Source organism: Mesorhizobium ciceri biovar biserrulae WSM1271, assembly GCF_000185905.1.
Lineage (GTDB): Bacteria > Pseudomonadota > Alphaproteobacteria > Rhizobiales > Rhizobiaceae > Mesorhizobium > Mesorhizobium ciceri.
Window position 1 is genome coordinate 4,437,570 of sequence record NC_014923.1, and the last position, 21,582, is coordinate 4,459,151.

The following is a 21,582-nucleotide window of genomic DNA, read 5'->3' on the forward strand; positions in this document are numbered from 1 at the left end:
CGGTCCCTTCGGGCTGGTATAAGAGGAGAAATGTCATGAAGAAGAACTGGAAAAAACCGACCATGTGTCAGGTTGCCGCTGGCTTCGAAATTTCACGGTATCTGCCTGCTGAAATTACTCCCAAGAAGTAGGCCGCAGAGGTGCGCGTCCCTGGCGACAGGGGCGCGCATCCCCTCCCCGCATGGGATTTTCGTGAAAGATTTTGACGCACGCAAAGCGCGCGGAGTGTTGTTTGTGACTGCAAATTGCCTGCAGGTCAGAGAAGCCGGCGCGCGGGCATTTTCATGCATTTGAGGATCATCGGATCGGCGGCGGGCGGCGGCTTTCCGCAATGGAACTGCAACTACCGTCTCAGTCGTGCGGCTCGCAACGGCATGGCAAGCGTGCATCCACGAACCCAGTCAAGTGTCGCCGCCTCGGCGGACGGGTTGGGCTGGGTTCTTTTCAATGCCTCGCCCGACATTCGCCAGCAAATCGCTGCAACACCTGAATTGCAACCTGCGGGCGATGCGCCGCTGCGCTCGACACCTATTCGCGCTGTGGTGCTGACCAATGCCGACGTCGATCATATCGCCGGACTGCTCAGCCTGCGCGAGCGGCAGCCTTTCGCCATCTATGCAACGGCGCAGGTTCTGGCGACGCTGGAGGCGAATTCGATTTTCAACGTTCTCGATCCAGCGCTTGTGCCGCGGCGCATCCTGCCGCCGGCGAAAGAGTTGGCCATCTGCGACGCAGAAGGCCGCGATACCGGCGTAATGATCGAGCCCTTTGCCGTGCCCGGGAAGATAGCACTCTATCTGGAGGATAGAGACCATCCGGATGCCAATTTCAGCTCCGACGCAGGTGACACGATCGGAGTCCGAATTGCCGGCATCGGCAGCCGCGGCTCCGTCTTCTATATCCCAGGCTGCGCGCGCATCGATGCGCGGCTACGCGCGCGTCTCACCGATGCCGCCTGTCTTTTGTTCGACGGCACGGTCTACACCGACGACGAGATGATCGTCGCCGGCGTCGGTCAGAAAACCGGCGCGCGCATGGGGCATCTGGCGATCTCGGGAGAATTGGGTTCGATTGCAGGCTTGGCCAATGTGAAGGTCGGCCGTCGCGTCTTCGTCCACATCAACAACACCAACCCCATCCTTGACGAGAGTTCCGCCGAACACGCGGCGGTCAAGGCGGCAGGCTGGGAAATCGCAAACGACGGTATGGAGATGGAATTTTGAGCGACTTCCGCGATGCAGCCAAAGGCGGACTCTCCACGAGCGCTCTCGAAGCCGTGCTGAGGCAGGTTGGCGCCGAGCGCTATCACAATCGCCATCCCTTTCACCACAGGATGACCAGCGGCGCGTTGTCGAAGGCCGAGATGAAGGCCTGGGCGCTGAACCGCTATTGCTATCAGGCGGTCATCCCACGCAAGGATGCCATGATACTCGTACATGCCGAGGATCCAGCGTTTCGTGCCGCGTGGCGCAAGCGGATCGAGGATCATGACGGCGAGGACGGCTGGAGCGGCGGCATCGCGCGCTGGCTGCATCTGGCAACTTCGCTCGGCCTGGACGCCGAGGCCGTGAAGAGCGAAAGGCTGGCACTGCCGGCGACACGCTTCGCGGTGGGCGCTTACCTTTCCTTTTGCACAAACCGGACGCTGTTCGAGGCGGTCGCGTCCTCGCTGACCGAGATGTTCTCGCCACTCATCATCGGCGAGCGGGTGCCGGCAATGCTGGCCAAATACGACTACATCACCGAGGATACGCTGGCCTATTTCAAGCAACGGCCCGAACAGGCCTCGCGTGACGCCGACTTCGCCCTTGCCTACGTGCTCAGCCACGCCGATACGGCGGAGCGCCAGCAGCAGGCAATCGATGCACTGGTGTTCAAATGCGATATACTCTGGGCCATGCTTGACGCGCTTCAACACGCCTATGGCGAGCAGGGAAACATACCGCCCGGCGCCTTCCAGCCCGAGGCAGCCCTATGATGGCGCTGCGCGAAAGAGCTGTGGTGTCGTTGCGATCGGTACCTTCGCTGCCGAAGCACGTGCGCATACAATACGATCCCTTGCGGCAGGCATTCGCCGTGCTTTCACCGGAAAAGATATTCTGGCCGAACGATGTCAGTCTCGACATATTGCGACGCTGCGATGGACGGTCCACGGTCGGCGACATCATTGCCGGCCTTGCCGCCGATTATGAGGCCGAACAGGAGGCCGTGGCGACCGACGTCATCGCCTTCCTGCAGGAATGGTCGGACAAGCTGCTGGTGAGGCTATGAGCACGCCCCTCCTCCCTCCAATCGGCATGCTGGCGGAACTGACGCATCGCTGCCCGCTGCAATGCCCTTATTGCTCCAATCCGCTCGAACTGCTCAAGGCCAATCGCGAACTCGACACAGAGACCTGGCTCGCCCTGTTCTCGGAGGCCGCCGATCTCGGCGTGCTCCAGGTGCATCTGTCCGGTGGCGAGCCGACACTGCGCCGCGACCTCGAGCAATTGATCGCCGGGCTTGCGGGGCGCGGCGTCTACACCAATCTGATTACCGCGGGCGTTGGCATCGTCGAGGGCCGTATCGAGGCATTTGCCGAAGCCGGTCTAGACCATCTGCAACTGAGCTTTCAGGGCGCGCGGCCGGCGACCACGGATCGCATCGGCAACCACAAGGGTGCCCACGAAAAGAAGCTGGAGACGGCACGCCGCGCGCGCGCGGCCGGTCTGCCTCTAACCATCAACGCGCCGATCCATCGCCATAACATCGAGGAGGTGCCGGAATTCATCGATCTCGCCCTTTCGTTGGGCGCGGAGAGGCTCGAGATCGCCAATGTGCAATATGCCGGCTGGGCGTTGACCAATCGCGATCAACTGATGCCGGAGCGTGAAGCGGTCGATAGGCAGGCGGAGATCGTCGCGGAGGCACAGGAGCGGTTGGCCGGCATCATCAACATCGATTTTGTGACGCCGGACTATTTCGCGATCTATCCCAAGCCGTGCATGGGCGGCTGGGCGCGGGACGCCTTCATGGTGACGCCTGACGGCACCGTACTGCCCTGCCATGCCGCACAGACGATCCCGTCGCTCAGCTTCGAGCGTTTCGAACCACGCAGGCTGTCCTCAATCTGGGCCGATTCGCCGGCGTTCAATGCCTTTCGCGGTACGGACTGGATGCAGGAGCCATGCCGCGGCTGTGAGCGGCGCGAGATCGACTGGGGCGGCTGCCGCTGCCAGGCGATGGCGATCGCCGGCGATGCCGCTGCAACGGACCCGGCTTGCGCGAAATCGCCGATCCATGCTCGCATGGCAATGCTGATCGACGAAGCCAAGCGCATTGCCACAGTTCCTTCGAGAGAAGAAGCATTCGTCTACCGGCGGATCGGTGCGGTGACCGAATCCGCCTGACCTGGCGAGAAAGCGCTTCTCACCCCCTCGGCAAGACGCGTAGCGTCTGCTCGTCAAACAATGGCTCGTCCTGGCCGATGCGCACAAAAAGCAGGCTGTACCCCTCACCCGCGGGCACCTCGAAATACTGCATGCCGTCAGGCATTTCACCCCAGTCGCCGCAGGGCGGTTCGGGAATCTCGTCGGAGCTGGCAAGTGCTTTCAGCTCTTTCGCATAGGCGGCGTCGGGGCTGAATGTGTAGCGTTTGACGCCGGCGGGTACCGTGCCCTCGGTGTAAGGCGCCAGCACACAGCGGGCGCTGATGGCCTTGTCGGTCTTTTCCAGGAACAGGCGCTGCAACGCAGCCTCGGCGGTTTCGCCAGGCTTGATGTCAAAGACCTCGACAAGAGGGTCAGCCGCGCCGCCGTCGCTGTATTTGATGGCGAGCGCTTTGCCGGCGAATTCGAAATGGATCTGGCGGAAGCCGAAATCGCAGCGCTGCGTCCAGGCGGCCAGCCCGACAGTTTTGTCAGACAATTTTTCCCAGGCGCATTTGTCGATGGGCGGGCGCGACGGCGCCGGCTCGTCCGCCATGGCTGGTATCGTCGCGGATGCAAGCAGGGCACTGGCCCAGATGGTCGATCGCACGCTATTCATCGCTGCATCCTGTTAAAATGAAGGCGTCCCAGGCCGAACCGCCTGGATTGGCATTGGCGAAATCGGCTCCTTCGGTGAAAGCCACGCCGAAACCGGGCAAGAGCAGCCCTCTCGGCGCCGGTGTCGCTTCGCGCGAATTCAACTGCTCGGCGCCGCCGCCGGTCAAGGCATAGACCTGGCCCTCCCATAGCCTGCACAATCCGCTACCGTCCTGCAGGCCGCCTTCCCGGTCGTCGTCGGTGCAGGCGTGGCGAATGGTGCCGAGCGGGAAGGAATTCTTGCCGTTGGTCCAGGTGATGTCGGCGGGCAGGCTCGTGCCGGCTTTGGGCACGGCCAGCGAAAACACTTCGGCCGTCAGCGCCGCCGGCTCGTTGGCGAGCGGCCGGAATTGCACGACGGCACCCGAGCGCGGCTCCTGATAGGTGGCGTGACTCAGGAGGCATTCTTTTGCCAAGGCCGCCTGCATCGGGCCGAGCAGGCCCAGGAGGAAAAAGGCCAGTATGCGGGTGATCATCCAATGTCTCTGGGAAAGCGTTGAGTCGGCCCGCACAGTCGCATCATCCGCGCAAAAGCATAGCAAAATCCGGAACGGCGGCGTTTGTCCGCTCCTGGACAAAACTTGTCCACGCAAAATCCCACCAGCCTGTATGGTCGAGCGCACTGATCGAAGGAGTGGTGATGCGGCGTTTGGTGATGACGACGGCAATATCCGCATTCGCCGGTGGCTCCGCGCTGGCGGCGCCGCCTTATGTTGGGACATGGTCTAGCGACAGGCTGAACTGCCACGCGGCTCCCGACATCCAACGCGAGACTGTGTTCACAGTGGACCAGGCGTCGCTGTCGTTCCCCGATCTCGGCTGCGAGCAGGCGACATTTCGCAAAAGCTCGACCGGTTGGGTGGTGCATGCCAGCCAATGCTACGGTTCCGACCCGTCGATCGAGGAGCCGTTCGCGCGTGTCATCCATATCGTCAGGCATGGGGCCACGCTGCGGTTCACCTGGCCTGGCTTCGACAGCGGACCGCTCGTCCGCTGTTGAAGGCGTCCGGCGCCTCAGACCAGGCCGACCAGAAAGGCGGCGCCACCGAGAAAGCCTGCCGAGCAGATCCATAACAGCCAGAGCCCCCGTACCCGGCATTCCAGCACCGCCGAGCCGGGGTTGGCGGGGTCATAGTGGACGTCGACCTTGCTGCCTTCGACATACTGCCGTGCCTGGCCGCCGACGAGGCCGGGCAACGAAGCCGTCACGGTTCCGCCGAAGGTCACACGATCGGCGCTGTAGCGCAGGCCGGCGACGTCATAGGAGTAGACGATGCGGGATTTGAAGACGGTGCGCCAGCGACCATGGCCAGAATGGTTTCGGAGCGCCTGCAGGCCCGAGTTATCGATGCGGCCGGCAGTGACCGGCCATTTTGCCGCCTGCTCGGCCAGCGATTTCTGGACGAAGCCCATGCGCAAGGCAAACAGGCCCATGAACAGCAGCAGCGCTCCCGCGCCGAGGTTCTGCGGCTTGGGCAAATGCGGCCTGATCGCCTCCAGGACGCCGCCGACGGAAAACACCAGAACCAGCGCGCCGACCACCAGCCCGGCCGAGAGCTGGATCATGAACTTGAAGGCGCCTTCGGGCATGGTGCGCTCGATCACGGCTTTGCTCGGATCGGCCGGATTGTAGAAGACAGTCACCTCCGCGCCGCGGGGAAACTGGGCAAGGGTTTCGGTGACTTCGAAATTCCCCAAATTCTCCTTCACGCTGTAGCGCGAGCTTTGAAATTTCTTGCCGCCAACCTTGTATTCGAAGGTGATCGCCGGAAAATTGCGCATTTCGGTGGTATCAGTGCTGTCCGAACCAACGCCCGAGCTTCTGACCTCGCGTGCCTCGACGCGCGACGAGATGATCTTTCCCGGCGTCGGCAGCCAGCGGCTGAGTGCCTTCACCTCTCGCCATTTCATGAAGGTGATGAACGACAGCGCGCCCGCGACCACGCAGGCAAAGCCGACAAGCATGATCTTGAGTTCCAACTCGTCTCCCCCCAGGAGTGCAGGAACCCGCACATAGACAGCATGGCGGCGGCAATGTCTTGTATTTTCGCAAATCTGAAAAGGCTGAGCAGCGCAAACGGCAACAGCCCACGCCGCGTTATGCAGGCTTCACGGCCAGGAACGTGTTCCATTCTTCGCTATTGCGGCCGACGTTGAAATCGTCCCTGATGAGGACCAGCCCGGCGCCTTCGAGACGGGCGGCGAAGTCGTCCCTGCGCCAGTAGACCATGTGATATTCGCCTGATGTCTCGCCATCGCCATTGCGCATCGAGACGAGAAAGGCGCCGCCCGGGCGCAGCGACCCGGCTATCTTGGCAAGCACCTGGTCGGTCTGGTCGCGAGGCACGTGGATCAGGACGCATAGGGCAAGGACCGCGTCGTAGGGGCCGCCGAGATCATCGGTGATGAGATCGAGCAACTCGCCATGCTTACCACGCGCGGCCTGCAGCTCGAGAAACCGCTTGGTGGCGTCGGTGCGCCGAACCTTGACGCCCAAATTTTCCAGAAAATCCGCATCGTATCCGGCTCCGGACCCGACTTCCAAAATCCGGCCACCTGTGCCGGCGATTGCCACCAGGCGCTTGAGCGATGCCTGCTCCCTCTCGTTGGGAACATGGCGCACGATGGCATCATATTGTTCCGCATAATCCTCGTAAGCGCTGATCGTTTGACGGCTCTGTGCCAGAGCCTCCGATGACACACCCATCTTTTCCTCCCATGCGTCCTTGTTGGTCAAAGAGCCAGACACTTTCCTCAGCGAATGCTGCCAGCGGAAGCGTGTCCATCGAGCAATCCGATATCGCGCTTGAAATGGTCCGACAGCGCACGCTGGTCAAGCAGGCCGCGTGAGCGGGTCCTGAAGGGAGCGGCGAAGAGGTCGAGGACGGCGGACACCCGAGAAAGCGAACGACGCCAAGCCTGATAGCTTGTCTCAGTTGGCGTCGGCTACCGTCTGCCGGCCCCCGGCCCAGGCGCGCCATTGCCGTTCGTCGCCATGGAAGACATTGAGGTCTATGCGGCCAGTGACGCCGTGCGACAGGCCGGAGCCGGAATACTGCCAGAACAGCCATTTGCGGCCGGGATAGACCTTTGACGGATGCTGGGCGACCGCACGCAGCCAAAACGGATAGTCGAGGAATTCGCCCCTGAGATTGTCGCGGTAGAAATCGGGCGCGGTGTAGATGATGGGCCGCTGGCCGTAATAGCGCTCCAGCTTGTCCATGAACACCTGCATCTTTTCCAGCACCTTTTCGCGCGACGGCCGCCGCTTGCAGCTGGACTCGCCGTTCCACTCGACGTCGATCACCGGCGGCAGCGCGCCTTCGACCCTGGGCACGTTGCGGATGAACCAGTCCGCCTGCTCGCCCGCCGTGCGGCACCAGTAGAAGAAATGGTAGGCGCCGCGCTTCAAGCCGGCGGCGTCGGCGTTGCGCCAGTTTTTCATGAACATCGGATCGAGGTGGTCGCCACCGTCGGTCGCCTTGATGTAGGCGAAGTTGGCGCCCTGCGCCCGCAGCTTGTCCCAGTTGACGTTGCCTTGCCAACGCGAGACGTCGACGCCGTGCACTGCAAGGCGGCGAGGCGAACCCTTGCCGAAATTGATCGGCTTGGCGTCGCGAAAACCGTAACGGGTGAGCGGCCCGGCAAGCATGGCCGGTGCCGCGCGCGTCAACAGCTTGGGCGGCGACACCAAGGCTGCCGGCTCGACCGGCAGCCCGCCGACATCAGGCACTTGGGGATCAGGCGCATCAGGTGCGGCAAACACCCCCGTCTCTTCCTCCTCCGCCAAGCCGAACGGGCGCGTTTTTTCCCCCGGACCGTTGTCAGACATGGGAGCCAGTCCGGCCCTTGCCGCCCTGTTGCCCCTTGCCGCCGAAGCAGCGGCGATCGGTGCCGGCGGCCGGATCACGGAACTGGTGGTCTCGTTGGAGGGTTTCTGCAAATCCAGCGCATCGACGCCGGCCGTTGACGAGCAGCCGGCAAGGCATAGCGATGCTATCAAAAAACTGACGACGCCCGGAATCCGCATCTGGACCTGTACTCAAAACACAACAGACCGAGGGCGAAACGACAGCCGACGGACAAACCGGATCAGTTATGAATGAGAAATTACCAATAAAGTTTGAATCAAGTTTTTTTCGCCATACCGCATGCGGGTAAGCGCGGTGGAAACTGGCTCAGGATTTCCTGAAGACGCCGATCATCGGCCCGAGATTCCAGTAGTCGTCTTTGCGGCCGATGGCAGGCGCAAACAGGCTGGATATCGTGCCGTCGAGGAACAGCGCGTTATCGCAACCGAGCGCGTCGCGGAAAAGCCGGGCGAAGGCATGGAAGGTCACCGTGCCATTCGAAATCGCAAAGACCGCGACGCCATCCTTTCGCACCCCGACACCGTCGCGGGTTTTCCGCGAAGTGCCGTCGGCCTGGAATTTCGGATGCAGCTTGCCGTCGATCACCAGCATCGGCCCCGATTGCGTCGCATAGTCGACGGTCGGGCGCCTCTTCACGAAGTCCCTGGTGGCGCGGACCGCGGCCCTGCCGTCGCGTATGTAGAAAATACCGTTTGGCTGCAGGGAAAAGTTGCCGCTTCCCGAACCCGTTTTCACCGACGCCATCTCCTGGCCGCGCTCGACATAGAGACCGACCGGCGCGAGGTTCGGGTGATACATGCCGGCATTGATGCCGAACAGCATCGTGCGCCCGATCGCCTGTTGCGCGGCATGCAGATTGTGCAGCGACTGAAACGGCTTGCCCGCCGCATCCTTCCAGAACAGCTCGAGCTGATATCGTTTCGGATCGACCTCGCAAACGAGATAGCTGGTCGCCTCGAAGGTGAAGTCCCGGCATGGCGGCAGCGAGACAACCCACTGGCCGAACGACGCGCCAAGCGCCGCCACCGACGGCAGCGCCCCCTTGGCCATCGCCAGCAACAGTGGCACCGATTGCAGGAGGGTCAAAAAATCCATGTGCGTACCGGAATCGAAGTTCGAGGTCCGGTACGGATATAGCCCGTTTCAAGCGATACTGTGGAACTGCCTCAGACGAGCCATCCCATGGCGACGCTCGACAACAAGACGATGCCGAGCAGGCCGCGATAGATGACGAACGGCCAAGCCGAGAAACGCTCCAGCACGCGCATCAGCCCCCATATGGCGAAGAAGGCGGAGATCGACGCGACGACCAGCCCGACAGCAAGCACCGACCAGCCATGGGCGTCGAGATGGACCTTGTGCAGTTCCCAGAGTTCCTTGAGGCCGGCGAGCGCGATGGCAGGCAGCCCGAGCAGGAACGAGAAGCGCGCCGCTTCGGCCCGCTTGAAGCCGAGCCCCAGTGCCGCTGTCAGGGTCGAGCCCGAGCGCGAGACGCCGGGGACAAGCGCGCCGATCTGGGCGATACCGACGAGCAGCGCATCGGTCAGCGACGCATCGCCCATGCTGCGCCGGTGACGGGCAAAGATCTCGGCCAGCGCCAGCAGGATCGCCATGGCGATGCAGGCCCAGCCGATCACCGTCAGGCTACGCAGCGGCGAATTGCAGGCGTTGAGCAGGCCCGACAGCGCAACGCCGGCGATGACGATGGGGATCGTCGCCAGCACGATCCAGAGCGCCAGCTTGAAATGCCGGTCGGCGAAATCGCGTCGCGCCAGAGCGTCGAGCGATCCAAACAGGATATCCCTGACGTCGCTCCAGAAATAGCTGACCACCGCGGCAAGGGCCGCAAGCTGCATGGCGGCGGAGAAGGCGGAGCCAGGATCCTGCCAGCCGAGCACGGCCGGCACGATGCGCATATGGGCAGTCGAGGAAATTGGCAGCAGTTCCGTGATGCCTTGCACCACGCCGAGGAACGCCACCTTGGCGAACCCCAGGCCGACGAAGCCCGTGTCGAGGCCTTGGGTGCAGATATCGGCCAAAATCGAGTTCCGTGCATGAGAGATCGGAGTTGCGTGGACCAACCATCGGTCAATCCCGGGCAAGCCTTATCGTCATGGGCCGGATAATCAATTTACGGATTTGTAAGCTGGCACGCCGAGGTGCACGCCGTTCGAAAACCGGCCCACCTTGGGGCCGGCTTGAGGTACACAGGGAAAATCGCAAAGCGACTACGGGCAGAGCCAGAGTTTCTGGCATGTCCTGGCGATCACATGCGCCGGCGGCACTTCGGGCTCATCGGTCGAAGGCCGGCGAGCCCGTTCGAGCAGCATGCGCACCTGTTCGGGACGCACACGATCGCGCTCCATCACAAGCAGGACCATCGGATCGCTCAAAAGCTCGTCCAGGGTGCTGATGCTGTCGTTCATCCGTCGTCTCCTCGAATGCCGTACCCGCGACCCTTAAATAGGACGACAAAGATGGCTCGCCAATGACGCTTTGCCGGCTATCTCGTGTCGATTTGGATTAAATTTTGGCCATGCTTGCGCTCTTCCCTTCCCCTGGCGCTGCGCGTCGATCCCACAACAAGGGGAGAAGGGAAAAATTAGCCTGGCGGAGGGGCGCCTTCGTATTTCGGCAGGCCGTCATCAAGCACCAGCCAAGGCTGCTTCGAGGCCGTGAAAATATGCATTTGCGGCTTGAAAACCGTGGGATCGTCGAGCGAACCGGTGGTGATGCCGATAATGCCTGCGGAATCACGTCGGGAGAACAGCGTTGTGCCGCAGCTCGGGCAAAAGCCGCGCTTGAGATCCGGTGAAGAGCCTATAGTCGCCAGCGGCCCATCGATCGTCACGTCCTCGATGCGAAACAGCACGCGTGCGTTGAAGGCGGCGCCGATCGCCTTCTGGCAAAGCCGGCAGTGGCAGACGCGTTCGTTGATGGGAGCCGCGTCCGCGCGGTAGCGCACCGCCTTGCACAGGCATCCGCCCTCATATCTTGCCATTGTCTGGATCCACTGGTGGGAGAGAATAGGCGCGCAACGTATCGGCGGGGCCGATTGGGTCAATTGAAAAGCTTTGATGCAATGTCATCGCTTGTGCTGATGCGAGTTGGGATGAAGCCATGACGCCGAAAGCCGTCATGGAGCCACGGAATGCCGGCTGCCCGCCAACAGCCGGCGGTTTTGGCGTTCACTCCATTTCGCCGACGACCTCGTCCCAGGTCTTGACCTTGGTCTGGCCGTTTAGGAACGGCAGCGCGGCGGCCGTCAGCTCCGGGGCGAAGAAGACATCGTAGTGGGTGCGGTTGGGCAGGATCGCCAGGCGGTTCTGCGACAAGTTCTCGCGCATCCAGCCGGCGTCCTTCAGTCCGCCGCCGAGCATCTGATAGAACTTGATCTCGTGTTCGGGCTTATACATATCGCTGTCGCCATAGACCAGCATGACAGGCATCTTCAGCTTGGCGACATCGGCCGAGTAATCGCGGTTCTGACGCATGAAGCCGCCCAGCGCATCGAGGAGCTTCGGGAACTCCTCCGGATGCGGCGCCACCGCGACGTAGGATTTGTACATCGGCGTGTCCTTCATGAACTCAGCCGCGGCTGCGCTCACCTGTGCCTGCTGCGGACGCATCTCGTCATAGAAGCCGTCCGTGGCGTAGCCGGTCGATACCAGGACGAGGCGGCGCACCGCTTCGGGATGCTGGACGGCCATGCGGAAGGCGACGCCGCCGCCTAGCGAATAGCCCATGACATCGACCTGGCTGTAACCGAGCGCCTTGACGATGGCGGCCATGTCGTCGCCCATCGCCTCCACGGTGAATGGTCGGTCACCCAGCGCGGTGCGGCCGTGACCCTGCAGGTCGACGCCGATGACGGTGCGGTTTTCGGCAAGTTTCGGCAGGATCGGCGCGAACATATCCGTGGTGCCAAGACCACCATGCAGCAGAAGCAGCGGCTCGCCCTTGCCATAGATTGCATAGTAGTAGTTCAGGCCGTTGATCGTCAGAAGGCCGGACTTTTCCGGCTTCGGCAGTGCATTCGTTTCAGTCGTCCTGGCAGGTTTTGTCTCCTCTGCATTGGTGATGCCCGGGCAGGCAAGCAGTGCTGCGGCCGAAGCAAAAATGGCGAAAAACAGGGTTTTGAACATATCGATCTCCTCTCCTGTCGATATCAAGGCGTTATGCGGATCAAAGCGTTTTGGCGAGTTCTTCGAGCTGGTCGGCGCACTGTCCCCAGCCCTCGTGGAACCCCATCTTCTCATGCTGTTCGCGGTCGGCGACGCTCCAGTGCCTGACCCGAGCGGTGAGGACGATCTTCCTGCCGGCAACGACTTCGAGGAAGACACCTGGGTTGGGGAACTCGTTGCCGTCCGGGCTGGCCATGACGACAAGGCTCGAGCCACCGGCGCGCACATCCATCTCCGCGCGCGGCGTCGTCCACGGTTTTGGAGAGAACCAGCGCGTGATCAGTTTCGGATCGGTCCAGCAGCGATAGACGTTCTCGCGCGGCGCATCGATGATGCGGGCGAGAACCAGTTCGCGGTCGTTGGTGGGGGCGATGTCGAGCTTGGTGGTCATGATGGCGTCCTGCGTTTGATCTGGCTTCCGTCCCAAGGACGAGCCGATGAACCGCAAGCCGACATCGGCCAGCGAAAATTTTGCGACACCGTTTCGATTGACCCACTCACCTTCGTCATCCACGGGCGGAGCAGGAACGCAGCTCCGTCGCGGAGACCCGAGGATGACGAAGTGATCGATGGGCCAAAGCCTCAGTGGCGCTTGGCTTGCACCAGATAGGCCTCGATCTCGGTCTCGCCGAGCCACTTTGCCGCTTCCAGCCGGTGCAGGCCTTCGACGAGGATGTGGCGCTTGCCGTCATGGCGGACCTGGATCGGCGTCTTCATGCCGTTCTCCAGAATGTCCTCGGCGAGATGGCGGACGGTCTCGGGATGCAGCGTTTTCTTGCGCGCCGTCGGCACGTAGATCTCGTCGACCTTGACCTTTTGCACTCTGAGCATGCCGACCCCCGTGGCGGAAACGCCGCCACCCCTGAGATAGTCCGTTTGATGGAGGTGGCCAAGGGTGCGGCTAACGAATACGAAGTCCGGAGGCCATTCTCGGTTCGAAGATGCCAGGGACAGCAGATCGTTTGCCTGTCGTCGCGCGTTTCGATATTGCGTCTGCGCGATCGTCGAGGGCCACGGAGCAAATCCCCATGAGCAAATCTCTCGTCACCTTTGTCGGCGTCGCTCATCCCTGGATGTGCGACGTGATGGGGCACATGAATGTGCGTCACTACGCGGCGATGTTCGATGATGCCAGCTTCCAGCTTCTCGGCCATATCGCCGGACAGGACGACAACCAGGCGTCGCAGATCGGATGGGCCGACGTGCGCACCGAAATCGACTATCGGCATGAAACGAAAGCCGGTGCGCTCATCACCATCCGCTCGCATGTCGTGAAGATCGGCCGCACCTCCATCACCTTCGAACAGGTGATGTTGGGCTCGCTCGACGGCATTGTCCGCGCATCAAGCCGGACGACAAGCGTGCGCTTCGACCTTGCCGCGCGCGCCTCGGTCGCTCTGGACGAGCCGATGCGCGACCGCTCTTCGGCCTTCCTGATCGAATAAGCCTGTCTCCGCCCGTCAGCCTATGTAGATGCGGTCCTCGAGGGGCGTGTCGGCAATCAGCGTCTGCAGCCCTGACAGCAGCGCCTTCTCGGCGCGGTTCATCACCTTGTCCGGATTGACCAGCAGGAAGATGTCGATGGCCGGCGGCGCGTCATAGGGCGGCAGCCGCCACAGCATTCCATCCGCCACGTCCCGCCGCGCGACGTGCAGCGGCAGCGGCCCAATGCCCAACCCGGCGACGATCATGCGCCGCACCTCTTCCAGGCTCGAGGACACGCCGACGACATCGGCGTTGAGCCGGGCCTCGCTGCGCAACAGCGCGACCGGCCGCAACGCATCCGAGATATGGTCGGTCTGGAACGATACCGAGGGCTCGCCCCGGAGATCGGTCAGCGTCAGCCCGGTTTGCCCGTAAAGCCTGTGCTGCGGCCCACAGAAGAAGCCGAAGAACTCGCGGTAGACCATCGCATATTCCAGCGCCGGATCGCGCTGGCTGACCAGGCAGATGCCGAAGGAAGCACGCCGCTCCCTCACCTGCTTGGCGACTTCGGTGCTTGCTGCGACTGAAATGGTGATGCTGGCGTGCGGGTAGTTGCTGTGGAACTCGGACAGCGCCTGATCAAAGAGCGGCGAGACGACATGGCTTGCCGTCGCGATCATCACATGGCCGGTAACATCGTCGCTGATGCCGCGCATCAGCAGCGGCAACTGCGATATGGTGCCGAACACCTCGACGCTCTGCTCGTAGAGAAGCCGCCCGACCTCGGTCAGTTCGAAGCGCGTCGCGTCGCGCTCGACCAGACGCCGGCCCACCCGGTCCTCCAGCCGCCGCAGAGCATTGCTGACGCTGGGTTGCTTGAGGTTCAGTCGCTCCGCAGCTCGCGTGATGCCCTTCACCTCCGCGATGACGACGAATGTCCGCAGAAGGTTCCAGTCGAGATCCCAGACCAGTCGTTCGGGGCGTGGAAGTGCCATTCCTGATATCTATGCTCTCTATTCCCATTATCTATTTGCGCAATGATACCGCAAAGGCAATCATTGATGACAGGAAAGCGTCTGCACGCCTCCCAAGAACAAACCTTGCGCGCCATCCAGAGGAGAGGAAATCAGATGAACAGAGTATTTTCCGGCATCGCCGTTGCGGCCCTGCTGCTTGCGTCGACCTTCACTGCCGTTTCGGCCAGGGCCGACGACCTCGAAAAGATCAAGGCGGCGGGCGAGCTGAAGATTTCCATGAGCGGTCAGTATCCGCCCTTCAACTTCGTCAACGACCAGAATGAAGTCGTCGGTTTCGACGCCGATATCGGCAAGGCCATCGCCGAGCGCATCGGTGTCAAGGGCACCATCATCACCACGGCCTGGGACGGCATCATTGCCGGCCTGCTCACCAACAAATACGACACCGTCGTTGGCTCGATGACGATCACGCCTGAGCGTGAAAAGGTGGTCGATTTCGTCGGGCCTTACTACCACGCCGGCCGCGCCGTTTTCGTCAGCGAGCAGTCGAAAGTGCAGAGCCTCGACGACCTCAAGGGCAAGACCATTGGCGTGACGCTGGGCGAGACGCATGAGAAATGGGCGCGCGAAAAGGGCGGCTGGGATATCCGTACCTACAAGGGCCTGCCGGAACTGCTGCTGGAACTGAGGGCCGGCCGCGTCGACGCGATAGTCGTCGACAACATTCCGGTCATGGTTGCCGTCAAGGAGACGGGCGAGAAGGTCCGCAAGCTCAACACGCCCGATATCGAAGGCGGCGCTGTTGCCATCGGCATCGCCATCCGCAAGGACAATCCGGAGCTCAAGGCTGCGATGCAGAAGGCGCTGGACGACATGCTGGCGGACGGCAGCTACGAAAAGATCTCGATGAAGTGGGTCGGCAGCGACATCCGCTGATCTCTCCTGGCTTCAGGCGACCAAAGCCGCCTGAAGCCGAGCGTTACTCCTGCTGGACCCTTTCATGGATTTCTCCTTGATGCAGCGCGTCTTCCCGTTCTTCGTGGAGGCCGCCTTGGTGACGATCGAGATCACGGTGTTGGCCCTGATCCTGGGCCTCGCGGCTGCTTCATTGGCCGCGGCCGCCAAGATGTCGAAATCGGCAATCCTGCGGACCATCGGCACGGTCTATGTCAGCCTGTTTCGCGGCACGCCGTGCCTGATCCAGCTCTTCGTGCTCTATTTCGGCGGCCCGCAGATCGGCATCAATCTGGAGCCGTTCGCCGCCGGCGTTATCGGCCTCGGTCTCAACATCGGCGCCTATATGGCGGAATCGATCCGTGGAGCGCTGGTCGCGGTCGACAGGGGCCAGACGGAGGCCGCCCGCACAATAGGCTTCAGCCGTTTCCAGACCTTGCGCAAGGTCGTGCTGCCGCAGGCCGCACGGCTGATGATCCGGCCGCTCGGGGTCAATACGGTTGCTTTGTTGAAGGGATCAGCACTTGTGTCGACCATTTCAGTCGTCGAACTGACCTACACCGCCCAGCGCTTCATCGGCTCCACCTACAAGCCGTTCGAGATATTCGGCGTTGCAGCCCTGCTCTACATGATCATGGTCTACGCGGTTGCGCGGGTCGTCGACCTGCTCGACAAACGCTTCGCCATCGTCTGACCGGAGAGCACGATGCAAGGTTTGGATTTCACCGTCGTCGCGCCCTACTGGGACCTTCTGTTGATTGGTGCCTGGTGGACGGCGGTGCTGACGGTCTCGGCGGGCGCACTCAGCTTCGTCGGCGGCATCCTGTTCGCGGTCATCGTGCTCTACGCCCCTAAGATCGTTGCCTATCCCGTGCGCGCGCTCATGTGGGTGTTCATGGGCACGCCGCTGCTGTTGCAGCTGTTCCTGATCTATTTCGGCCTGGTGCAGATCGGCATCGACATTCCCGCCCTTGCCGCCGGCATTGTTGGGCTCGGCCTGCACTTTGCCGTCTACAATGCCGACATCATCCGCGCCGGCATCGTGGCCGTCGATGTCGGCCAGACGGAGGGTGCGCGCAGCATCGGCTTCGGCAAGTGGCAGACGCTGCGCCATGTCGTGATACCGCAAGCCATCCGCAACACGGCACCACCGATCGGCGGCAATCTGATCGCGCTGTTGAAGGAATCCTCGATCGTCTCGGTCATCGGCATCGCCGAGTTGGTCCATTCGGCCCAGCTGGCGATCAGCGAAACGTTCCGCCCGTTCGAGTTCTACATCACCGCAGCGGCGCTTTATTACATTCTCAATCTTGTGCTCGAGGCGGCTTTGCGTCGGTTTGAAAGACATGTGGAGGTTTCCCGATGAGCACGCAGCGGCCAATGGTCGAGGTTCGCGGCGCGCGCAAATCGTTTGGCGCCGTCGAGGTCCTCAAAGGCATAGGCCTGTCGGTCGATCGCGGGCAGATCGTCGCCATCATCGGCCCGAGTGGCTCCGGCAAGAGCACGCTGCTGCGCTCCATCAACCATTTGGAATCCCTGGACTCCGGTGAAGTCTGGCTCGACGGCGTGCAGGTCAACCAGAAGCTGCACGGCCATGCCTTCGAGCGGCACATCAACAAGGTGCGCCAGCAGATGGGCATGGTGTTTCAGCACTTCAATCTGTTCCCGCATCTGACCGTGATCGAGAACATTTCCATGGGACCGATCATCCTAAAAGGCATGACCAAAAGTGACGCGCATGCGCTGGCGCATAGCCTTTTGTCCAAGGTCGGGCTCGCCGACAAGATCGACGCCTACCCCTCGCGGCTTTCGGGCGGCCAGAAGCAGCGTGTGGCCATTGCCCGTGCGCTGGCGATGCAGCCCAAGGTGATGCTGTTCGACGAAGCCACCTCGGCGCTCGATCCGGAACTGGTCGACGAGGTCAATGCGGTGATGAAACAGCTTGCCGCCGAACACATGACCATGCTCATCGTAACGCATGAGATGCGCTTTGCCGGCGAAGTGGCCGACAGGGTGCTGTTCATGGATGGCGGCGTGATCGTCGAGGAAGGCCCGCCCGGCGACATGTTCCGCGCGCCGCAGAAGGACCGCACACGCAGCTTCCTCAAGAAATATCTTTCCGCCTGAGGATGACCATGAACAGCCCAAACACGGAATTCCCCGATTTCGGACTGACGCCGGAGCAGCGCCGCCACGCGGTGCGTGGCCATTACTACGAATGGCCTGGCATGGATGGCGAGCGCGGCGAGATCTGGTGCTACAGCGACCGGTTTTCCTATCGCGCCGGCGAAACGGTGGCTTTGCATGTCAGTTCGACAGCTGCGACGTTCGGCATCACAATCACCCGAGATGGCGGCAGCGAAAACAAAGTATTCGAGAAATCGGGCATCGCGGCACGCTGGCAGGACACACCCGACCAGTGTTCGGCTGAAGGCTGCGGTTGGGAAGCCTCGTTTGAATTCCGTGTAGAGAACGACTGGCCGTCCGGCGCCTATCGGGTCACGCTGACCGCCGACGGGCTCGACGGCAAGCCGATCCAATGCCACCATATTTTCATCGTCTGCCCGCAGCCGGGCCGCAAACCTGGCCGCGTGCTCCAGGTGGCGGCGACAGGCACATGGCTGGCCTACAACACCTGGGGCGGCTCCAACCATTATCAGGGCATCACCGGGCCGGATCGCAACCAGTATTCGCCCATCGTCTCGACGCAGCGCCCCTGGTGCCGTGGCTTCGTCGTGCTGCCCAAGGATGCGCCGCGTGTGCCGCTGGAGGTCGCTGTGCCGCCGAAGACCGTGCCGCGCTATCCGCACATGGAGTGGGCGCTCGCCACCGGCCATTCGAAGAAATACGCTTCGTCCGGCTGGGCCAGCTACGACAGCCATTTTTTCCGCTTCGCCGAACAGGCCGGCTATGGCGTCGATCTCGCCAGCCAGCATGATCTGCATTTTTCGCCGGAAATTCTCGACGGCTATGACTGCGCCGTGTTCGTCGGCCATGACGAATACTGGACCTGGGAAATGCGCGATGCCGTCGACGCCTATGTGACCCGCGGCGGCCATGCGGCGCGCTTTGCCGGCAATTTCATGTGGCAGACGCGGTTCGAAGACGAGGGCCGCCGGCAGGTCTGCTACAAATATCGCTCGCGTGCCGAAGATCCGGCCTATCTCCCAGACGGCGACGTCACCCGTGCCACCAATTCCTGGGAGGCGCCGGAAATCGGCCGGCCGGGTTCGGCGACCTTCGGGCTCAACGCGACGCGCGGTGTCTATGCCGGCTGGGGCGGCTGTGCACCGCGCGGCGTGCGTGGTTTCCCGGTCTACCGGCCCGAGCATTGGGCCTTCGCCGGCACCGGCATCTACTATGGCGACCTGCTGGGCGCCGACAGCCATGTCTATGGCTATGAGGTCGACGGGCTCGACTTCGAGATACGCGGCGGCCTGCCCTACCCGACTGCGACCAGCGGCGCGCCAGACGGCCTGCAGGTTCTCGCCGTCGGCATGGCATCCCAGGTCGAGGAAAGCGCCGATATCCCGATCGAGGACCAGTTCCTCACCGACGAAGACGGCCGCTTCACCGCCGAAACGCTGTTTGGCGAGGCGAGCGACGCCAATCTGGAAAAGGTCAAACGCGGCAACGGCATGATCGTCAATTTCCCGCGCGGCAAGGGCGAGGTATTCCATGCCGGAAGCTGCGAATGGGTCGCCGGCCTGCTAAGACAGGACCCGATGGTCGAACGCGTCACGAAAAATGTCCTCGATCGTTACCTCGGAAAGCCCTGACATGTCGAAAGTCCAATCCGCCGTTCAAGAAACCGAAGCCCGGCGAGACTCGCATCTGTTCTATCTGTCCAGCCTGCGCCGGCCGCTGATCGACCGCGCCGAAGGCATCTACATGTGGACGCAGGACGGCCGCCGCTTCATCGATGGCTCGAGCGGCCCGATGGTGGCCAATATCGGCCATTCCAATCGCAATGTGCTCGACGCCATGAAGCGGCAGATGGACCGCGCCACCTTCGCCTATCGGCTGCATTTCGAGAACGAGCCGGCGGAGGAGTTGGCGCGGGAGTTGGCCGGCAAGCTGCCGGAGGGCATGGACCGCATCTTCTTCGTCTCCGGTGGCTCGGAGGCGACGGAATCCTGCATCAAGCTGGCGCGGCAATGGGCGGTCGCCACCGGCCAGGCCAGCCGCTGGAAGGTGATCACGCGTTTCCCCTCCTATCATGGTGGCACGTTGGGTTCGCTCTCGATCACCGGCGACGATGCGCTGGCCGAAACGTTCGAGCCGATGATGCGGGTGATGCCAACCGTGCCGGCGCCGAATGCCTGGCGCGACCGCGACAATCTCTCGATTGAGCAGCGCGGCATCCGCTATGCCGACATGCTGGAGGAGAAGATTCTTGCGGAAGGTCCAGACAGCGTGGTTGCCTTCATCATGGAGCCGATCGGCGGTGCGGCGACCGCGGCGCTGGTGGCGCCGGACAGTTATTATCCACGCATCCGCGAGATCTGCGACCGCTACGGCATCCTGCTCATCCACGACGAAGTCATGAGCGGTGCCGGCCGCACCGGCAAATTCCTCGGCGGCGATCACTGGAACTGCAAGCCCGACATCGTCGCCCTGTCGAAGGGGCTGGGCTCCGGATATGCGCCGCTTGGCGCACTCGCCGCACCGATGCGGCTGGTGCAGCCGTTGCTTGACTCCGGCGGCTTCCAGCACGGCCACACCTATGCCGGCAATCCGCTGGCCTGCGCCGCCGGCCTGGCTGTGCTCGGCGAAATGGACCGGCTCGACCTGATCGCCAATGCGGCCGCCATGGGCGATGTGCTGATGGACGGGCTTAAAGGCCTGGCGAAGCGGTTTCCGTTCCTTGCCGACGTGCGTGGCAAGGGCCTGCTCACCGGCGCCCAGATGGTCGCCGATCCCGAGACCCTAAAACCGATCGACCAGAACAAGAAAGCCACGCAGCGGCTGCTCGACCTCGCCTATGAACGCGGGCTGATCATCTATGGCCGCAGGGTCAAGGGCGGCGTCGACGGCGACAATTTCATGGTCGCGCCGCCGATGATCGTCACGGCCGAGCAGGTCGGCGAGATCATCTCCATCATCGGTGACTCGCTGGAGGTTCTGGCCGCCGAGCTCGACCTGCCGGTCGGAGGCCAGGGGTAAGAAATGGCACCGCGAAAAGTCATCATCACCTGCGCCGTCACCGGCTCGGTGCACACGCCGTCCATGTCGCCCTATCTGCCGGTGACGCCGGACCAGATCGCCGCAGACGCGATCGCGGCGGCGGAAGCCGGCGCCTCGATCCTGCATCTGCACGCCCGCGACCCCAGAGATGGCCGCCCGACCGCCGATCCGGACGTCTACATGCAGTTCCTGCCGCGCATCAAACAGGCGACCGATGCGGTCATCAACATCACCACCGGCGGCTCGTCGCTGATGACGCTGGACCAGCGGCTGGCAGCCCCTTTGCGGGCCGAACCCGAAATGTGCTCGCTCAACATGGGTTCGATGAATTTCGCGCTGTTCCCGATGCTCGACAAACCGAGGGAATGGCAGCACGAATGGGAACCCAAGCTGCTGGAAGCCACCCGCGACACGATCTTCAAGAACACCTTCGCCGATATGGAAGCGGTGCTGGAAAGACTGGGAAAGGGCTGCGGCACGCGCTTCGAATTCGAATGCTATGATGTCGGCCATCTCTATTCGCTGGCGCATTTTCGCGATCGGGGGTTGGTGTCGGGACCGCTGTTCATCCAATTCGTCCTTGGCATATTGGGCGGCATCGGCGCCGACCCGGACAATCTCGTCCACATGAAGCGGATCGCCGACAAATTGTTCGGCGACAGCTACCAGTTCTCGGTGCTCGCCGCCGGCCGCCAGCAGATGCCGCTGATCTCAATTGCAGCAGCCATGGGCGGCAATGTCCGTGTCGGGCTGGAGGACAGTCTCTATGACGGCCGCCAGCTGGCGAAATCCAATGCCGATCAGGTGCGCCGTATCCGTGGCATTCTCGACGGGCTGTCGCTGGAGGTTGCAACGCCCACCGAAGCGCGCGACATGCTGGCGCTCAAGGGCGGCGACCGGGTGGCGTTTTGAGATGCTG

26 protein-coding genes are annotated in these 21,582 nt (G+C 62.4%); 13 read left to right on the forward strand and 13 right to left on the reverse strand.

Going from position 1 to position 21,582, the window contains the following annotated elements; translation table 11 throughout:
* Positions 1–284: 284 nt before the first annotated feature.
* Genes pqqB through pqqE form a run of 4 tightly spaced genes read left to right on the forward strand, consistent with a single transcriptional unit; the run spans position 285 to position 3,389 of the window.
* On the forward strand, positions 285–1,223 hold the full coding sequence (gene pqqB, locus MESCI_RS21575) for a pyrroloquinoline quinone biosynthesis protein PqqB (protein ID WP_013532075.1): 939 nt from the start codon (positions 285–287) through the stop codon (positions 1,221–1,223).
* Positions 1,220–1,978, forward strand: coding sequence for a pyrroloquinoline-quinone synthase PqqC (pqqC, locus tag MESCI_RS21580; protein WP_013532076.1), 759 nt, complete (start codon positions 1,220–1,222; stop codon positions 1,976–1,978). The genes pqqB and pqqC overlap by 4 nt, the downstream gene beginning before the upstream one ends.
* The gene (gene pqqD, locus MESCI_RS21585) at positions 1,975–2,271 is read left to right on the forward strand and encodes a pyrroloquinoline quinone biosynthesis peptide chaperone PqqD (RefSeq protein ID WP_013532077.1); all 297 of its coding nucleotides are present in this window, start codon (positions 1,975–1,977) and stop codon (positions 2,269–2,271) included. The genes pqqC and pqqD overlap by 4 nt, the downstream gene beginning before the upstream one ends.
* Entirely contained in the window at positions 2,268–3,389 is a 1,122-nt protein-coding gene (pqqE, locus tag MESCI_RS21590; RefSeq protein WP_013532078.1) for a pyrroloquinoline quinone biosynthesis protein PqqE, read from the forward strand. Before pqqD ends, pqqE begins: the two co-directional genes overlap by 4 nt.
* A 19-nt stretch (positions 3,390–3,408) precedes the next feature.
* On the opposite strand, the gene MESCI_RS21595 is transcribed toward pqqE, so the two are convergent.
* The gene (locus MESCI_RS21595; protein ID WP_013532079.1) at positions 3,409–4,026 is read right to left on the reverse strand and encodes a hypothetical protein; all 618 of its coding nucleotides are present in this window, start codon (positions 4,024–4,026) and stop codon (positions 3,409–3,411) included.
* Positions 4,019–4,540, reverse strand: a complete 522-nt coding sequence (locus MESCI_RS21600) for a hypothetical protein (RefSeq protein ID WP_013532080.1) — start codon at positions 4,538–4,540, stop codon at positions 4,019–4,021. Before MESCI_RS21600 ends, MESCI_RS21595 begins: the two co-directional genes overlap by 8 nt.
* Positions 4,541–4,704: 164 nt before the next feature.
* Here MESCI_RS21600 and MESCI_RS21605 point away from each other — a divergent pair, with 164 nt between their 5' ends.
* Positions 4,705–5,064 (forward strand): hypothetical protein, encoded by a 360-nt coding sequence (locus MESCI_RS21605; protein ID WP_013532081.1) that lies wholly within the window; start codon positions 4,705–4,707, stop codon positions 5,062–5,064.
* A 14-nt stretch (positions 5,065–5,078) separates the two neighbouring features.
* Here MESCI_RS21605 and MESCI_RS21610 read toward each other — a convergent pair whose 3' ends face one another.
* The 10 genes from MESCI_RS21610 to MESCI_RS21655 form a co-directional block, all read right to left on the reverse strand.
* A complete protein-coding gene (locus MESCI_RS21610; RefSeq protein WP_245268559.1) occupies positions 5,079–6,044 on the reverse strand; it encodes a DUF3592 domain-containing protein in 966 nt (321 codons plus the stop codon).
* Positions 6,045–6,162: 118 nt separating this feature from the next.
* Entirely contained in the window at positions 6,163–6,771 is a 609-nt protein-coding gene (locus MESCI_RS21615) for a class I SAM-dependent DNA methyltransferase (RefSeq protein ID WP_013532083.1), read from the reverse strand.
* A 225-nt stretch (positions 6,772–6,996) separates the two neighbouring features.
* Positions 6,997–8,094: a glycoside hydrolase family 25 protein gene (locus tag MESCI_RS21620; RefSeq protein ID WP_013532084.1), complete on the reverse strand. Its 1,098-nt coding sequence runs from the start codon at positions 8,092–8,094 to the stop codon at positions 6,997–6,999.
* 148 nt (positions 8,095–8,242) lie between these two features.
* Positions 8,243–9,031 (reverse strand): phosphodiester glycosidase family protein, encoded by a 789-nt coding sequence (locus MESCI_RS21625; protein WP_013532085.1) that lies wholly within the window; start codon positions 9,029–9,031, stop codon positions 8,243–8,245.
* Positions 9,032–9,102: 71 nt separating this feature from the next.
* Positions 9,103–9,975 (reverse strand): undecaprenyl-diphosphate phosphatase, encoded by an 873-nt coding sequence (locus tag MESCI_RS21630; RefSeq protein ID WP_013532086.1) that lies wholly within the window; start codon positions 9,973–9,975, stop codon positions 9,103–9,105.
* A gap of 189 nt (positions 9,976–10,164) precedes the next feature.
* The gene (locus tag MESCI_RS21635) at positions 10,165–10,362 is read right to left on the reverse strand and encodes a hypothetical protein (protein WP_013532087.1); all 198 of its coding nucleotides are present in this window, start codon (positions 10,360–10,362) and stop codon (positions 10,165–10,167) included.
* Positions 10,363–10,538: 176 nt separating this feature from the next.
* Positions 10,539–10,937 (reverse strand): GFA family protein, encoded by a 399-nt coding sequence (locus MESCI_RS21640; RefSeq protein WP_013532088.1) that lies wholly within the window; start codon positions 10,935–10,937, stop codon positions 10,539–10,541.
* Positions 10,938–11,124: 187 nt separating this feature from the next.
* Positions 11,125–12,081, reverse strand: a complete 957-nt coding sequence (locus MESCI_RS21645; protein ID WP_013532089.1) for an alpha/beta fold hydrolase — start codon at positions 12,079–12,081, stop codon at positions 11,125–11,127.
* Between the two features lie 40 nt (positions 12,082–12,121).
* Positions 12,122–12,511: an SRPBCC domain-containing protein gene (locus MESCI_RS21650; RefSeq protein WP_013532090.1), complete on the reverse strand. Its 390-nt coding sequence runs from the start codon at positions 12,509–12,511 to the stop codon at positions 12,122–12,124.
* Between the two features lie 191 nt (positions 12,512–12,702).
* Positions 12,703–12,951: a ParB N-terminal domain-containing protein gene (locus MESCI_RS21655; protein ID WP_013532091.1), complete on the reverse strand. Its 249-nt coding sequence runs from the start codon at positions 12,949–12,951 to the stop codon at positions 12,703–12,705.
* A 197-nt stretch (positions 12,952–13,148) separates the two neighbouring features.
* On the opposite strand from MESCI_RS21655, the gene MESCI_RS21660 reads away from it, so the two are divergent.
* Positions 13,149–13,565 (forward strand): acyl-CoA thioesterase, encoded by a 417-nt coding sequence (locus MESCI_RS21660; RefSeq protein WP_013532092.1) that lies wholly within the window; start codon positions 13,149–13,151, stop codon positions 13,563–13,565.
* 15 nt (positions 13,566–13,580) lie between these two features.
* On the opposite strand, the gene MESCI_RS21665 is transcribed toward MESCI_RS21660, so the two are convergent.
* Positions 13,581–14,540 carry a LysR family transcriptional regulator gene (locus tag MESCI_RS21665; protein WP_013532093.1) on the reverse strand — a complete coding sequence of 320 codons (960 nt, stop codon included), beginning with the start codon at positions 14,538–14,540 and terminating at the stop codon, positions 13,581–13,583.
* A 135-nt stretch (positions 14,541–14,675) separates the two neighbouring features.
* Between MESCI_RS21665 and MESCI_RS21670 the strand changes: the two genes are divergently transcribed.
* The 7 genes from MESCI_RS21670 (at position 14,676) to kce (ending at position 21,575) form a co-directional block, all read left to right on the forward strand.
* Positions 14,676–15,458, forward strand: coding sequence for an ABC transporter substrate-binding protein (locus MESCI_RS21670; RefSeq protein ID WP_013532094.1), 783 nt, complete (start codon positions 14,676–14,678; stop codon positions 15,456–15,458).
* 64 nt (positions 15,459–15,522) lie between these two features.
* Positions 15,523–16,170 (forward strand): amino acid ABC transporter permease, encoded by a 648-nt coding sequence (locus MESCI_RS21675; protein WP_013532095.1) that lies wholly within the window; start codon positions 15,523–15,525, stop codon positions 16,168–16,170.
* Between the two features lie 12 nt (positions 16,171–16,182).
* Entirely contained in the window at positions 16,183–16,842 is a 660-nt protein-coding gene (locus MESCI_RS21680) for an amino acid ABC transporter permease (RefSeq protein WP_013532096.1), read from the forward strand.
* Positions 16,839–17,603, forward strand: coding sequence for an amino acid ABC transporter ATP-binding protein (locus tag MESCI_RS21685; protein WP_013532097.1), 765 nt, complete (start codon positions 16,839–16,841; stop codon positions 17,601–17,603). Before MESCI_RS21680 ends, MESCI_RS21685 begins: the two co-directional genes overlap by 4 nt.
* An 8-nt stretch (positions 17,604–17,611) precedes the next feature.
* Positions 17,612–19,255 (forward strand): N,N-dimethylformamidase beta subunit family domain-containing protein, encoded by a 1,644-nt coding sequence (locus MESCI_RS21690; RefSeq protein WP_013532098.1) that lies wholly within the window; start codon positions 17,612–17,614, stop codon positions 19,253–19,255.
* A 1-nt stretch (position 19,256) separates the two neighbouring features.
* Positions 19,257–20,642, forward strand: coding sequence for an aminotransferase family protein (locus MESCI_RS21695; RefSeq protein ID WP_013532099.1), 1,386 nt, complete (start codon positions 19,257–19,259; stop codon positions 20,640–20,642).
* 3 nt (positions 20,643–20,645) lie between these two features.
* Positions 20,646–21,575: a 3,5-dioxohexanoate:acetyl-CoA acetone transferase gene (gene kce / locus MESCI_RS21700; protein ID WP_013532100.1), complete on the forward strand. Its 930-nt coding sequence runs from the start codon at positions 20,646–20,648 to the stop codon at positions 21,573–21,575.
* The last annotated feature ends 7 nt before the right edge of the window (positions 21,576–21,582 follow it).